Origin of the sequence: Bacillus sp. TH30 (assembly GCF_016650875.1) — a bacterium.
Lineage (GTDB): Bacteria > Bacillota > Bacilli > Bacillales > Bacillaceae_G > Bacillus_A > Bacillus_A mycoides.
In genome coordinates this window covers 254,869-269,133 of sequence record NZ_JAEKEY010000002.1, presented here as the reverse complement: position 1 = coordinate 269,133, position 14,265 = coordinate 254,869, and the positions used below count along the sequence as shown (strand labels likewise).

The 14,265-nt window shown below is 33.7% G+C and carries 14 protein-coding genes, 1 riboswitch and 2 other annotated features; of the genes, 10 read left to right on the top strand and 4 right to left on the bottom strand.

Annotated features, from left to right (window positions below; genetic code table 11):
• The first annotated feature begins 33 nt into the window (after positions 1 to 33).
• Complete coding sequence (sfp, locus tag JFU20_RS03655) at positions 34 to 783, top strand: 4'-phosphopantetheinyl transferase Sfp (protein ID WP_002012777.1); 750 nt, start codon at positions 34 to 36, stop codon at positions 781 to 783.
• 36 nt (positions 784 to 819) lie between these two features.
• Positions 820 to 1,362 (top strand): hypothetical protein, encoded by a 543-nt coding sequence (locus JFU20_RS03650; RefSeq protein ID WP_002012778.1) that lies wholly within the window; start codon positions 820 to 822, stop codon positions 1,360 to 1,362.
• Between the two features lie 57 nt (positions 1,363 to 1,419).
• Here JFU20_RS03650 and JFU20_RS03645 read toward each other — a convergent pair whose 3' ends face one another.
• Positions 1,420 to 1,692, bottom strand: coding sequence for an HU family DNA-binding protein (locus JFU20_RS03645; protein ID WP_002012780.1), 273 nt, complete (start codon positions 1,690 to 1,692; stop codon positions 1,420 to 1,422).
• Positions 1,693 to 1,896: 204 nt separating this feature from the next.
• Between JFU20_RS03645 and JFU20_RS03640 the strand changes: the two genes are divergently transcribed.
• Both JFU20_RS03640 and JFU20_RS03635 read left to right on the top strand, forming a co-directional pair.
• A complete protein-coding gene (locus JFU20_RS03640) occupies positions 1,897 to 2,664 on the top strand; it encodes a DUF3891 family protein (RefSeq protein WP_002012781.1) in 768 nt (255 codons plus the stop codon).
• A gap of 14 nt (positions 2,665 to 2,678) precedes the next feature.
• Positions 2,679 to 3,209, top strand: a complete 531-nt coding sequence (locus tag JFU20_RS03635) for a DinB family protein (RefSeq protein ID WP_002165867.1) — start codon at positions 2,679 to 2,681, stop codon at positions 3,207 to 3,209.
• 49 nt (positions 3,210 to 3,258) lie between these two features.
• On the opposite strand, the gene JFU20_RS03630 is transcribed toward JFU20_RS03635, so the two are convergent.
• Positions 3,259 to 4,626 carry an alanine/glycine:cation symporter family protein gene (locus JFU20_RS03630; RefSeq protein ID WP_002012784.1) on the bottom strand — a complete coding sequence of 456 codons (1,368 nt, stop codon included), beginning with the start codon at positions 4,624 to 4,626 and terminating at the stop codon, positions 3,259 to 3,261.
• A 107-nt stretch (positions 4,627 to 4,733) separates the two neighbouring features.
• Positions 4,734 to 4,853: riboswitch (glycine riboswitch) on the bottom strand.
• A 432-nt stretch (positions 4,854 to 5,285) separates the two neighbouring features.
• On the opposite strand from JFU20_RS03630, the gene JFU20_RS03625 reads away from it, so the two are divergent.
• From JFU20_RS03625 to thrS, 4 genes are all read left to right on the top strand, one after another.
• Complete coding sequence (locus JFU20_RS03625) at positions 5,286 to 5,915, top strand: YdbC family protein (protein WP_002127296.1); 630 nt, start codon at positions 5,286 to 5,288, stop codon at positions 5,913 to 5,915.
• 99 nt (positions 5,916 to 6,014) lie between these two features.
• Positions 6,015 to 6,380, top strand: coding sequence for a VOC family protein (locus JFU20_RS03620; protein ID WP_002012787.1), 366 nt, complete (start codon positions 6,015 to 6,017; stop codon positions 6,378 to 6,380).
• 444 nt (positions 6,381 to 6,824) lie between these two features.
• Positions 6,825 to 7,532, top strand: coding sequence for a pseudouridine synthase (locus tag JFU20_RS03615; RefSeq protein WP_002085707.1), 708 nt, complete (start codon positions 6,825 to 6,827; stop codon positions 7,530 to 7,532).
• A gap of 121 nt (positions 7,533 to 7,653) precedes the next feature.
• Positions 7,654 to 7,881 (top strand) — a binding site (T-box leader).
• Between the two features lie 37 nt (positions 7,882 to 7,918).
• Positions 7,919 to 8,141: a binding site (T-box leader), on the top strand.
• A 44-nt stretch (positions 8,142 to 8,185) separates the two neighbouring features.
• Positions 8,186 to 10,105 carry a threonine--tRNA ligase gene (thrS, locus tag JFU20_RS03610; protein WP_201038347.1) on the top strand — a complete coding sequence of 640 codons (1,920 nt, stop codon included), beginning with the start codon at positions 8,186 to 8,188 and terminating at the stop codon, positions 10,103 to 10,105.
• 165 nt (positions 10,106 to 10,270) lie between these two features.
• Here the strand turns inward: thrS and JFU20_RS03605 are convergent, their stop codons facing one another.
• Together JFU20_RS03605 and JFU20_RS03600 are read right to left on the bottom strand one after the other, a co-directional pair.
• Positions 10,271 to 10,489: a helix-turn-helix domain-containing protein gene (locus tag JFU20_RS03605; protein ID WP_002141696.1), complete on the bottom strand. Its 219-nt coding sequence runs from the start codon at positions 10,487 to 10,489 to the stop codon at positions 10,271 to 10,273.
• 10 nt (positions 10,490 to 10,499) lie between these two features.
• Positions 10,500 to 10,982, bottom strand: a complete 483-nt coding sequence (locus JFU20_RS03600) for a DUF2975 domain-containing protein (protein ID WP_002165865.1) — start codon at positions 10,980 to 10,982, stop codon at positions 10,500 to 10,502.
• A gap of 389 nt (positions 10,983 to 11,371) precedes the next feature.
• Between JFU20_RS03600 and JFU20_RS03595 the strand changes: the two genes are divergently transcribed.
• Together JFU20_RS03595 and JFU20_RS03590 are read left to right on the top strand one after the other, a co-directional pair.
• A complete protein-coding gene (locus JFU20_RS03595) occupies positions 11,372 to 12,139 on the top strand; it encodes an ABC transporter ATP-binding protein (protein ID WP_002127303.1) in 768 nt (255 codons plus the stop codon).
• A 12-nt stretch (positions 12,140 to 12,151) separates the two neighbouring features.
• Positions 12,152 to 14,035 carry an ABC transporter permease gene (locus JFU20_RS03590; RefSeq protein ID WP_002012794.1) on the top strand — a complete coding sequence of 628 codons (1,884 nt, stop codon included), beginning with the start codon at positions 12,152 to 12,154 and terminating at the stop codon, positions 14,033 to 14,035.
• Positions 14,036 to 14,265 lie beyond the last annotated feature (230 nt).

The following is a 14,265-nucleotide window of genomic DNA, read 5'->3' as shown; positions in this document are numbered from 1 at the left end:
AGTAATATTGGCATTTAAAAGGAGAGAGTTTACATGATAGAGAGTAAAGTTGTAGATTCTGTACCAACTCTTAATGAGAATAGTTGTCAAATATGGTGGGCAAGAATTTCAGATTTACAATCATGGCATTACAATTTACTAAATGATGTAGAGCGGGAGAAAGCAAATTCATATCATCATTCGGCAGACCGTGCGCGTTTTATAATAGGTTGTGCAATTAGTAGATTAGTACTTGGAAAGGTACTTTCTATGTCGCCAGTTCAAGTGCCAATTGATCGAATGTGCCCAGTATGTAAATTACAACATGGCAGACCACAGTTACCAGAAGGTATGCCGCAAATATCAGTCTCACATTCGGGTGAGTGGGTTGTTGTTGCATTTACTAAATCTGCACCTGTTGGTGTTGATGTTGAGCAAATGAATCCAAATGTAGATGTTATGAAAATGGCAGAGGGCGTATTAACAGACATTGAAATAGCACAAGTTATGAAGTTACCTGATGAGCAGCGACTAGAAGGATTTTTAACATATTGGACTCGAAAAGAAGCAGTGCTGAAAGCGACAGGTGAAGGACTATTGATCCCACCAGTAGAAATTACAGTATCAGCTCCAAATGACCCTCCAAAATTGTTGATTTTTAAAGATAGACAAGAGTTAGCAGAAAATACAATGATGGAAGATGTAAGACCTAGTTTAGATTATATGGCTTCCATTGCAACATTTAGTAAAGAAGTAACTGAAATTACGCAGTTAGACGCGGGATTACTATTAAATCATCGTTAATTTTTAATAAAATTTCTTATAGAAGAGGTGTTCCTCATGTTAGTAGCGGAAAATAGAAAAACTGAATTAACTTATAATGTACAGGCAATTAAAGATATGTTGTTTTCTAGAAATACGTCATCTATTCTAGCTTTAGAAAAACTTGTAAAAGATACAGTTCAGTTTGATGTACTTGAACAGGAAGCGCTTGATAGACAATACATTCCGAAAGAAGCAAAGAATTTCTTTGATAAAAACGGAACATTTCTTTATCGCGTATCTAATGTTAGTTATAAAGGTAAGGTGTTATCTGAAAATCTAATTTTTGCAGACACTTCGTTTTTACCGGATACAATAAAGAGTGAATTAGAGAGTGGAAATATTCCTGTTGAAAACCTTATAGAAAAGATGGAAGTAAGAAGAAACGTATTATATGAAGGATATCAGCCATCTGGAAATATTATCGAATTGTTTGATGGATGTTCTGTTGCGGCGAATGTTTATCCAACTAGAAAATATCAAATTGTAAGTAACTGCAAATGTGTATTTTATATTTGTGAAGTGTATCATGCAGAGAATATAAAGGAACTGCTTAAATAAACAATAAACAATAAATAATAAACAAGAAACCAGCCTATAAAATGGCTGGTTTCTTGTTTATTTAACAGCTTCTTTTAATTCTTTTCCTGCTTTAAATGCTGGAACTTTACCAGCAGCAATCTGAATTTCTTCTCCAGTTTGCGGATTACGCCCTGTACGAGCAGATCTTTCACGCACTTCAAAAGTTCCAAAGCCGATTAGTTGCACTTTATCGCCAGATTGTAATGCATTAGCAATTGTGTCAAATACGGATTGTACAGCTGCAGAAGCATCCTTTTGAGAAATATCAGCTGATTGTGCTACATTTTTAACTAATTCTGTTTTGTTCATGTTTTCACCTCATAAAAAATTTTTTAGAATGAATGTTTTAGTATAATGGTTAGTAAAGATAAAGCTAACTTTGTGATTAGAAAGAATGCTGTATATTTATGTTAATTTCGTTGAAAGAAACTGAATCCCTGCTAATATTTAGGGATTAATTAAGAATTGATGCATACAACAAGCTGTAATATGAGGATGAGGGGGAATATACGGATGATTTTTCGTGAAAAGAATGAGAAAGAAAGTATATTAATTCGTCAACATGATCATGGTTTTTTAGCTGGTGAAATTGCAAGACATATAATAGAAGATTTTTTTGAAGATAAAATATACTTAAAAGAGACAATTGATGCTATATATGAGCATGATAGAGGATGGATAGAGCTTGATAAAGTACCAATTTTGAATGATACTAAAAATATTCCATATACATTTATGGATTGTCCAAGTTCATTACGCTTTGTTTTTTATACGATTGGTTTGAATGCAATTGAAGAGTCAAATCCATACGGGGCGCTACTTTGTAGTAAGCACTTTTTATCATTTTCATTAAATGAGGAAGATGAAGAGATGATGTCTTTTTATAAAAATGAATTGGAACGACAAAAAAGAATTTTGAAAACGTTAACAAAAGAACAATATGCGATGTTTGATAAACATTATAGATTATTAAAGTTTTGTGATGAACTTTCTTTATATGTATGTATGAATAAACCTGGTGTAAAAAAGAAAGATGAAATTGATTTATTTAAAGAGGGTTTTGAAGGAATAGAAATGTTTAATAGTAAGGGGGAGAAGCCTATTCAAGCCGAATGGGTGGATGAAGAAACAATTCAAATTACATCGTTTCCATTTAAAACGGAATTTTATACATATGTAAAATATAAAACTATAAATAAACATGAAGTTAAAGAAAAAGGGATTGTAAAAGCTGATAGAGAAGCGGAAATGAAGAAGCAAAACATTCGTTTCATACAATAAGGAGGAGATTTAGATTGAAAGATTACATGTTAAAACAGTTTGATTACCATGCTTGGGCTAATACACGATTATTCAACCGACTAAAAGAGTTACCAAACTATGAGACAATTTTTAATGAACAGATACAGAGTGTATTCCCATCAATTAAGGATACTTTTGTACATATTTATATTACAGATCAAGTGTGGTTACACATATTGCATGGTAAAAGTATGAGTGAAGTAATACAAGACCGAGAAAAATTACGAAAACAAATCGAAACTAAATCGTTACATGAATTAGAAAAAATGTTTGAAAACATGGCAAATCAATATAAAGAATTTTTAAGTAGAATACAAGACGTAAATACTGTATTTGTTATTGAGAACCCATATGCAGGTGCATTAGACACTTCCATTTTAGAGTTAGTGCAACACGTCGTAAATCATGGTACATATCATAGAGGGAATATAACAGCAATGATCCGTCAACTTGGTTATTCATCTACAATGATGGATTTTGTACTTTATTTACATATGGTTCAGGAGGAAAAGGAATTGAAATAGAGAAAAAAGGAATGGCTTATTATAAATGAGCCATTCCTTTTTTTAGTGATTAACTTGCCTGTTTTTTATGACTTTCTTTCAATTTCTCTGCTTGTAAAAAGCGATTCGTTTCAGCGACAACAATACCACTTAATCCGATTAGACCAATTAAGTTTGGAATCGCCATAAGTCCATTTGCAATATCGGCAAATGTCCATACGACACCTAGCTTTAAATTAGCACCTATTGCAATCATAACGATAAAGATTGCTTTATAATATCGTACAGCACCTTGTCCGAATAAATAAGCTACACACTTCTCTCCGTAATACGACCAACCTAAAATAGTAGAGTAGGCGAATAATATAATGGCGATACCGAGAATCATACTACCAGCAGTACCGAATACGGATTGGAATGCTAATGTTGTAGCTTCAACACCAGTTTTACCTGATTTCCATGCGCCTGTAGTAATTAATACTAGCCCCGTAATTGTACATACAATAAATGTATCTAGAAAAGTACCAGTCATAGAAACTAAAGCTTGTTTTGCAGGTGAATCTGTTTTGGCAGCAGCCGCAGCAATAGGAGCACTTCCTAAACCAGCCTCGTTAGCAAATACACCACGTGCCATTCCTATTTGAATTGCAGATGCAACTGTTGCTCCGATAAAACCACCAGCAGCTGCAGTACCTTGAAATGCACCAGAAAAAATAAGTGAAAATGCTTCTGGAATTTGATCAAAGTGATAGAAAATAATAATAAGGCCAGCGATTATATAAAAGAATGCTTTAATAGGAACGATATATCCAGTAACTCTACCAATTTTTTTTACACCGCCCAAAATAACGATAGCGATTAAGAATGACATGAGTATACCAGTTAATGCAGGAGGGAAAGAAAAATTGATTCGCATTGCCTCTGCAACTGAATTAGATTGAACCATATTACCGATACCGAAAGAAGCAGCTGTGCCGAATATAGCGAATAAAACAGCCAGCCATTTTTTTCCTAAACCACGTTCTAAATAATACATTGGTCCACCGGAGTATTCACCATTTTCATTACTAACACGGTATTTCACCGCAAGGATTGCTTCGGCATACTTTGTTGCCATTCCAAATAAAGCAGTAATCCACATCCAAAAGATTGCGCCGGGTCCACCGATTGTCACAGCAGTTGCGACACCTGCTATATTTCCCATACCAATCGTTGCAGCCATAGCTGTCATCAGTGCTTGGAAGTGACTAATATCTCCAGAAGATGATGTATCCTCTGATTTTTTAAAAGCTAGCTTGTGAGCGTATATTAGTTTACTAAACTGTAAACCTTTTAAGCGCACTGTGAGAATGATACCAGTTCCAACGAGTAGCAACAAAGTTGGTAACCCCCACACATACTGATTAATTTGTTCTAATACTTTACTTACTGTCTCCATCTGTATTCTCCTTTTTTAGAAAAAATAAAAACCACTTCAAGGAAATGAAATGGTCTCTGGAGAAACAAGGGATAGAAAAATAAACCGATACAAATCGGCATTTTCTTTCGCTTGTCTCTGTCCTTTTACCTGAGAGATTATCCGCTAGATTAGCGGATTTGCTCCTTCGGTGCTCGTTTTCCTCCGCGCTATATGAAGCGAGAGGGAGTCTCTCCAGAGATTCGTCCCCATGCAGTTCTACTTGTAAACAAGACCTGAGAGTTTCAAAGTTGGTTCAGCAACTTTTTGCCCCGTCGGTAGATCAATAGACCTTCTCCTGAATGGTTCATCCGAATTATAAAATTAAAAACTTGAACGCATTGATTCTGTATAGAATCAATAAAAACATTATAGATATACAATTAGTGAAATGCAATCATTTTTTATTTTGAAATAGTAAATGAGTTAATAGTGAGATGTAATCTGTATAGGATTACATTCCCTTTAAATTCCGAATTATTTGAAATAAAATCAATTTGGTGGTTTGATAGATTTAGAGTAACTAAAAATGGTTAGTTGTGTATGGAGTATAACAGCAGATACAATTTGTTTACATAATTTTATTATGTAAACAAAATGTTACAAGAGGGAAATGGACCGTATCATAAGGGGGATTAGAAATGCTATTAAAAACAATATTTTGCAAGGTGGAAGAAGAGAAAAGGGAATTGTTTTCTGATGCGCAAGAAAAATGGCGTGATTTACAGTATTTAGACGGATTCTATGGACAATTTGGTGGGTGGAATGAAGGGGAAGCGTGTGTATATACTTTATGGGAAGATAGAAATGCATATCAATCATTCATGAATGATGCTCATGATACAATTTTTTTAAATAGTAATCAAGAAGGCACATATATTTCCTGTAATATTGAAATGTTTCAAACGTTGTATGATATAACAGAAACTCCTTTGAAAGACGTAACTGCACAAGGGTCATTTGTAAGAGTTGCAATTTGCGATGTGAAAGAAGGAAAAGAAAAGTATTTTTTACATACGCAAGAAACAATTTGGAATAAAGGAATGGAAAATGCAAAAGGAATGTTAGGTGGAGTTGTTGGGAAGTCTTTAAAGACTGAAAATCGTTACATAGTATTAACGTATTGGCAAGATGAAATAGCACACGAACTCTATATGAAAGAAATTTTCCCAGAGTTATATCAGTCAGCAAATGTAAATGAGTATGTTGAAAATATAAATGGGAAGAGAGTTATTCGGAAGGAAGAATGGTCTGTTGCCGCTTCTAAATAAAGTTAGAACTTATTAAAGTAGCTAGTTTCGAAAAATTTGATACAGAACATTAGTTCTTTTATAATTACTTTGTACAAGAATAAGAGGGGAGATATTTAAATGAGTAGAGTTTTAAGATTTGAATTGCAAGTCCCAAACCCTGAAGAAGCTATTCAATTTTATACAAATAGTTTTGGATGGAAGTTTGAAAAAATGCCTGGGCCACATGACTATTGGTTCATAATTACAGGTGAGAGTGATAGACCTGGTATCGATGGTGGATTAATGAAATCACCTGATGGTGCTACTAGGACAACTAATTCGATTAAAGTACCTTCAGTTGATGAGTACATAAATAAAGTTATTGAAAATGGTGGACAAGTAGTTGTACCTAAAACTGCTATTCCTAATATGGGTTACTTTGCTTATTGTATAGATAATCAAGGGCTTCTTTTTGGAGTATGTGAAGAAAATAGTGAAGCGTAAAAAATTAGGGGAGTTCGAGATTATTTTGTTTGTTGAACGATGTTTTCTATCAAAGATTATAATTATTGAACACTTTTGTATAAAAACTAGTATTCGTTTAGTTGAAGAAGGATCCATTTTGATTATTTTCAAAAGGGTTCTTTTTTATTTTTCACATATTGTGAGTTATTTAGGCATGATTAATCAAACTTATATCGGTATATTATCTATGAAAAAAGTAAATAAATGATGTTATATTCAAGGGTTGATCTATTGACTGCTAAACAGTTTGAGGTGAAAAGGAAAAGAGGACCAATTATTTTCGTGTAAACATGTAATTAAGTGAAGACGTCATATACCCTTTCATGTTAATATATTTAAGTTATAATAGGAGGCTTACCCTTTTGTATTGTACGGTAGAAGCAGTGTGAGCTTGAAATTTTTTATGAAAAGGATGTGCCTAACTTGCGTATCAATAAATTTATTAGTGAAGCTGGAAAAGCGTCTCGACGTGGAGCAGATAAGTTAATTAACGAGAGAAAAGTAATTATTAACGGTAAGGTTGCAAAAATTGGTGACCAAGTAAATCCAGGTGATGACGTACGAGTAAATGGAGAGCAACTTCGTATTGCTCGAGACCATGTGTATATCGCTTTAAATAAACCAGTAGGTATTACATGTACAAGTGAAAAAGCCGTAAAAGGTAATATTATCGATTTAGTGAATCATCCTTTACGAATTAATCACATCGGACGTCTCGATAAAGACTCAGATGGTTTAATTTTGTTAACGAATGATGGCGATATCGTTAATGAGATTTTACGTGCTGAAAACAAACATGAGAAAGAATATATCGTTTCAGTAGATAAGCCGATTACACCGGAGTTTTTAGAGAAAATGGCAGCAGGTGTTAAAATTTTAGATACAAAAACACTTCCTTGTGAAGTAACACAGTTATCAAAATATGAGTTCCAAATTATTTTAACACAGGGGCTAAATCGTCAAATTCGCCGTATGTGTGAAGCTTTGGGTTATCAAGTATACACGTTAAAACGTACGAGAATTATGAATATTGAGTTGAATAATTTACCAGTCGGACAGTGGAGAGATTTATCGAAAAAAGAGAAAAAACGCCTATTTTCAGACTTAAATTACGAACCACAAGATTGGTAAAAAAGAGAAGGGGAGACCAAAAAATGTTTTTGGTTTCTTTTTTTTGAATAAAAGATATATTTTTAACACTTGTAAAAATAAAATGAATAGGATATATTAAATAACAATAAATGTATTTGTTACAAAAGCAAAGAAAAGGACACGAGTTATTTTAAACGGTTATACAGAGAAGGAAGGAAAGAAAGCTGAGAACTTCCTAACGCAGTAAAATAACTTACCACCTTAGAGCTGCACTGGGGAAATCAAGTATCTAGTGCCGTGTAAGCGACGTTATCGCAAAAGAAGCCATTATGTTTTTTGTGATGGGAATCTGGGTGGAACCACGAATATAAGCATATTCGTCCCTATTTACTAGGGATGAATATGCTTTTTTATATTTTATTTCATAATAAGCGAAGAAGAGGACACGAGTTATTTTAAACGGTTATACAGAGAAGGAAGAAAAGCTGAGAACTTCCTAACGCAGTAAAATAACTTACCACCTTAGAGCTGCACTGGGGAAATCAAGTATCTAGTGCCGTGTAAACGACGTTACCGTAAAAGAAGCCATTGTATATTTGCGATGGGAATCTGGGTGGAACCACGGGTAAAAGCACACTCGTCCCTATTTTAGGGATGAGTGTGCTTTTTATTATGAAATGGAGAGATGAAAAATGAAAGAACAGATGATCGAAATTAAATTTCCAGATGGTAGCGTTAAAGAATTTGTGAAAGGCATTACTTTAGAAGAAATTGCTGGGGCAATTAGTAGTAGCTTGAAAAAGAAAGCAGTCGCAGGAAAAGTTAATGATCAGTCTTTTGATTTACGACGAAACATTGAAGAAAGTGCGAAAGTTGAAATCATTACTATGGATTCAGATGAAGGGGTAAAAATTGCAAGACACTCTGCGGCACATATATTAGCGCAAGCTGTAAAAAGAATTTATGGTGATGTAAACCTTGGTGTAGGGCCAGTCATTGAAAATGGATTTTATTATGACATGGATCTTCAAAGTAGTGTAAACGTAGAAGATTTACCGAAAATAGAAAAAGAAATGAAAAATATTATAAATGAAAATGTAAAGATAGAGCGAGTTGAGGTTTCTCGAGAAGAAGCAAAAGAATTGTTTCAAGAAATGAATGATAGTTTGAAATTAGAGCTTTTAGAAGCAATTCCTAATGGGGAAAGTGTAACACTGTATAAACAAGGTGAATTTGTAGATTTATGTAGAGGACCACATTTGCCATCTACTGGTTATTTGAAAGCATTTCAATTAAGTCATGTTTCTGGTGCATATTGGCGAGGCGATAGTAACAATCAAGTGCTTCAGCGTATATATGGTGTTGCTTTCTCTTCTCAACAAAAATTAGAAGAGTATTTACATTTTGTTGAGGAGGCCGCAAAGAGAAATCATCGGAAATTAGGTAGTGAACTTGAATTGTTTATGTTTTCGGAAGAGGCTCCGGGAATGCCCTTTTACTGGCCAAAAGGACAGATTATTCGCAATGAATTAGAAGCATTTTTAAGAGAAATTCAAAATGAGTACAATTATCAAGAAGTGCGTACTCCATTTATGATGAATCAAGAATTATGGGAGAAGTCAGGACACTGGGGACATTACAAAGACAATATGTATTTCTCAGAAGTAGATCATAAAAGTTTTGCGTTAAAACCGATGAATTGCCCAGGCCATATGCTTATGTTTAAAAATAAATTACATTCTTATCGTGAATTACCGATTCGTATGTGTGAGTTCGGTCAAGTGCATCGACATGAATTTAGTGGCGCTTTAAATGGATTATTAAGAGTTCGTACTTTCTGCCAAGATGATGCTCATTTATTTGTAACACCAGAACAAATTGAAGATGAAATCAAATCAGTGTTGGCGCAAATTGACTATGTGTATAAAACTTTTGGTTTCGAGTATGAAGTAGAGCTTTCTACTCGTCCAGAAGATTCAATGGGTGATGATAAATTATGGGAGCAAGCAGAATTGGCATTAGAAAATGTATTACAGTCATTAAATTATAAATATAGATTAAATGAAGGTGACGGTGCATTCTACGGTCCGAAAATTGATTTCCATATTAAAGATGCTTTAAATAGAAGTCATCAGTGCGGAACAGTCCAACTTGATTTCCAAATGCCAGAAAAATTTGATTTAAATTATATAGATGAAAATAATGAAAAAAGAAGACCGGTTGTAATCCACCGCGCTGTATTAGGATCTTTAGATCGCTTTTTAGCGATATTAATTGAACACTTTGGAGGCGCGTTCCCAGCGTGGGTGGCACCGGTTCAAGTGAAAGTAATTCCAGTTTCAAATGCAGTGCATGAACAATACGCAAATAGGATTGCAGATAAATTAGCACAAGCCGGAATTCGTGTCGAACGAGATATACGAGATGAAAAGTTAGGATATAAAATTAGAGAAGCGCAAATGCAAAAAGTTCCTTATGTTCTTGTTATTGGTGATAAAGAAATGGAAAGCAAAGCTGTAAATGTACGAAAATATGGGGAAGAGAAGTCAGAAGTTCTTGAACTAGATGCGTTTGTGGAAAGTATGAAAGAGGAAATTAAAAATAGGAAATAGAGATTGATAATAAAACACACCATTAATATGTAATACTGAATTTAAAGTAATTAAAGATATATTAAATAACAATAATAAACGAAGAGAAGGGATAGCTTAATTGCTATCCCTTCATTTTAATTTCACTATTTAATCCCATTGGTTGAAGAAAGTTGTTGTCTGTATTTATTGAGTGAATTCGTCGCTTTTGTACTCCAAAATATCACCTGGTTGACAATCTAAAGTCTTACATATCGCTTCCAATGTTGAAAAACGAACCGCTTTTGCTTTCCCATTTTTCAGAATGGAAAGATTCGCCATCGTAATCCCAACCCTCTCCGAAAGCTCCGTTACGCTCATTTTTCGTTTTGCTAACATCACATCAATATTAATAATAATTGCCATATTTTCCACCTCAGACCGTTAAATCATTTTCTGATTTTATATTAATAGCTTCTTGTAAAAGCCTTTGGAGAACAGCAGCAAAAACGGCGATCACCATAGAGGCGAAAATGATGGTCAATCCGATTGGTATGAAACTTGGAGGATCAATTTTTTTCGACATGAGATAGTAGAGTGGCATACCTAGCAAGTACAAGGTACTGATCGTGATGGCACAGTATTTTATATTCTTTAAAGCCTTTACCGATAATTCCGAGAACGCTTGGTTCTTATCAATATAGCTTAAAAGTTTAAAGGCTTGATACAGAGCAAAGTAAAAAGGTATCGCTGCCGCGTACATATCGATTAAAACGAGAGATTTCATATAAGCAATATCTGGATACAATTCTCCAGCGAAATTCCCAATCTTAGGCACCAAAAATATGCACAATGCAAGAACTGGGAATCCTATAAAAATAATAGCTAGCTTTAAAAAGAGTGTCGTAACTTGTTTCATAAAAAGCACCTCACTTATGTAATAACAACATGATTTTATCATGAGATTTATCGTTTTACAATAAAAATGTATTGTTTTTTATTGTGTTATTATTTCTATTGAAATATCTTTTAAATTTTGATAACAATAAAAAGCATTTCTCATTCCAAAGAAATGCTCTTATGAAGTGGTTTGTTTTTTTTAACCTTACAAAAATGTAAGGTAAATGTAAGGGAAATCGAATGAAAGGATTTTAGAAAAGTGAGAATATTAAGCAGAGAAATCGTTTGTATTTCTTATGTATCTCAATCTGCATTTGGAAAATTTAAAAATTCTTAAGAATTTTTATGAGAAAAATATAAGAAATATATGGGAAATTTATACTATACAAAAGGGATGGAGTGAAAGAGATGTCAACAAATGTAGTTACTGTAGAAAGTGTAGAAAAAACGTATGGGAAAAGAAATGAGAATCAGTCAAAAGCATTAAGGGGTGTTTCATTAAGTATTAAAGAAGGAGAGTTTGTAGGGATTATGGGTCCTTCTGGATCTGGTAAAACGACATTATTAAATGTGATTAGTACACTTGATCAAGCGACAGGTGGTAGTGTAACAATAGCTGGCACAAATATTACTTCTATGAAGGGGAATGCATTATCAGATTTTCGTTCTCAAAAACTAGGATTTATTTTTCAAGACTTTAATCTACTAGAAAATTTATCAATTTATGAAAATATCGCTTTGCCACTTTCCCTGCAAGGCGTACCGTCAAGTGAGATTACTGGAAAAGTAAATGGGGTTGCGACGAAATTAGGGATTACTGAAATTTTAACAAAATATCCGACTGCTGTTTCTGGTGGACAAAAACAAAGAACAGCGGCAGCACGAGCTTTAGTACATAATCCGGCAATCGTATTAGCAGATGAACCGACAGGAGCACTTGATAGTAAAAATGCAAAAAGTTTATTAGAAGCGATGCAAGATTTACATGAAAATCACAATGTAAGTATTTTGATGGTAACACACGATGCATTTAGTGCGAGCTATTGTGAACGTATTTTATTTATACAGGATGGACTTCTTTATAAAGAGTTAAAACGTCAAGGAACACGAGAAAATTTTTATCAAGATATTTTAGGTGTGCTTGCCCAAATGGGCTCAGCAACTGAGTCGAAGTAAGGGGGCGAGACTATGTTATTCAAATTATCACGTCATAGTATGAAAAAAATGTTAAAGGATTATATGGTTTTACTTATTGGTCTAGTCATTAGTATTAGTATTTTTTACATGTTCCAAACGATGGCGATGAATAGTGAATTTACAAAAGATAATAGTCTTATTAGTAGTATTAGGCTCGTCTTCTGGGTTGGTGCAATATTGCTTTCTTTCATTACAGTTTTTTATATCATATATGCCAATTCTTTTTTACTTACATTAAGAAGAAAAGAACTCGGTATGTACATGATGCTTGGAGCGAAAAAGAAAAAAGTAGCGCAATTATTATTTATTGAGACTTTTGGTATGGGGATTGTCAGTATTATTATCGGTATTTTAGTAGGAATAGTACTTGCTAGTGTAGCAGGAAATTTTTTAATGAATGGAATGGAAATTTCAGCAAAAGGTAATTACGCATCTGTGTACACACCAGCTATATTAGTTACATCTATTTTCTTCTTAATATTATTTTTCATTACTGGTTTAATGAATAGTTTCCGATTATTACGTAAAACAGAATTAGAGTTAATACGTGAAGATGAAACGCAAGATGAGGTGAAGAAAAGTAAGACTCGCACTGTTATTATGACAGTACTAGGTGTATTGCTAGTAAGTACAGGATACTATTTTATGGTGAATATAAAAATGTTTGCTGAACTAGGATTTATAATAGCGACAATTGTTACGACAGTAGGAACGTATTTCATTTTTAGCTCGTTGCTCCCACTTTTTGTAATGAAAATTAAGGGAAATAAAAAACGAAATGAAACGGGATTAAATAGTTTTACTTATGCACAGTTACGTTTTCGAGTAACTAGTTTATCGAGGGTACTAGGCACTGTAGCGATGTTAATTGCATTAGGTGCAGGTGCAATGACAGCAGGTATGGCGTTTCAAAAGAATGTAGGCATTATGACAGACTTCTCACGTGTATATGATGTCGTAATTCATGATCCAAATGAACAAGATAAAGCGGCATTAAAAGAAATGGAAATTGTTGAAGAAAGCAAGTATAAGTATAAAGTAGATGGAGAAGCGGTTTATTATTTACGTAACGACTTAACTGAAAAACCACCACTTATTTCAGATCATTTTGATACAAAGACTTTAAAAGAACCTGCTCGTAAACGTGTGGCTACACCTTTAACTGAACCTGTCTATTCTGCTTTGGAAGCTCCTGAAGTAGCGAATAAGCTTCCTCGTATGCCAAAAGATTGGGAAGATGCGGTTGTAAGAGAGATACAAATTACACATAATCAATTTAACGGAAAACCTGTAAGAATTGCAGATGAAGAGCGTTATAAAGGAATTCAAGGAACAGAACATACTGTAACATTAGCAAAAGTAGATGATATGAAAAAATATAAACCATTGTTGCTCGATATAGATAAGAGACAAAAAGAATTAATTGAAAAAACAACAGGCGCAAAAGTAGAACTATATACGAAAATGACAATTTATCAGTTCATGAACAGTTTCATGAGCGGAACAATGTTTATGGGGTTTTTCCTTGGAATTGCGTTTTTAGCAATGATGGCGAGTTCTCTTATGTTCAAAATATTAACAGGCGCTTCTCGTGATGTACGCCGTTATGAAATGCTACGAAAAATCGGTGTGAGACGTAGTATGTTAACAAAAAGTATATATAAAGAAATCTCATATTTATTTATATTCCCAGCAATTATTGGAATTTCCCACGTGTTAGTAGGGCTTAACTTATTCAGCTTTATATTAGTTGACCCGTTTGTAAAAGTGTGGATGCCAATAGGAATCTTCATAGTAATTTATTTCATTTATTATTGGATTACTGTCCAACTTTATAAAGGAATGGTAATGCCGAAAGAAGAAGTGGTGAAATAGTTTAACGAAAAAGCCCTTGTTATGAAAACAAGGGCTTTTTTCTGTGCTTGTGATACATAAATACGTGTATGCGAGATGTTTTCAAGTCTTTCTGTAATGAATATATAGAAAATTAAGGAAATGTTAAGGGTTTATGTAGTGGAAAGTTAAGAAGTGTATGGGAGACTAATAATGTACAAACAAATTTAGATGGAATTGATATTTTTATAAATTTAAAGGAAAGGAAACGT